The sequence below is a fragment of the Polaribacter gochangensis genome, assembly GCF_046224025.1.
GTDB lineage: Bacteria > Bacteroidota > Bacteroidia > Flavobacteriales > Flavobacteriaceae > Polaribacter > Polaribacter gochangensis.
In genome coordinates this window covers 1-276 of sequence record NZ_JBJXRF010000018.1, presented here as the reverse complement: position 1 = coordinate 276, position 276 = coordinate 1, and the positions used below count along the sequence as shown (strand labels likewise).

Here is a 276-nt window from a genome sequence, read left to right as displayed (position 1 = left end):
AGCAACGTCTTCGCCGCGCGGTGATGTGTCTGGAAAGACCAGTGCAATTCCGTGTTCAGCCGCCCAAGCCTGTGCACCTGCCTTTGTCATCGCGTTTTCATGCGTGCACGTCAGGCCAGAAAGATACCAGAGCACCGGAACGGGCCCGTCTTTGGCATCTTCAGGTAGGAAAACGGCAAATGTCATCTCGCAGTTGCAGGTAGCAGAGGCATGTGAATAAACACCTTGGGTTCCGCCAAAGCATGCATTTTCAGAGAGCGTTTTCATGGGCTGGTC

1 protein-coding gene is annotated in these 276 nt (G+C 54.3%); it reads right to left on the bottom strand.

All coding sequences use genetic code 11. The features are described from left to right. Window positions 1-276 (bottom strand): alpha/beta hydrolase-fold protein (locus ACEWL1_RS12115; RefSeq protein ID WP_409233561.1); only part of this gene is annotated, 276 nt, incomplete at both ends.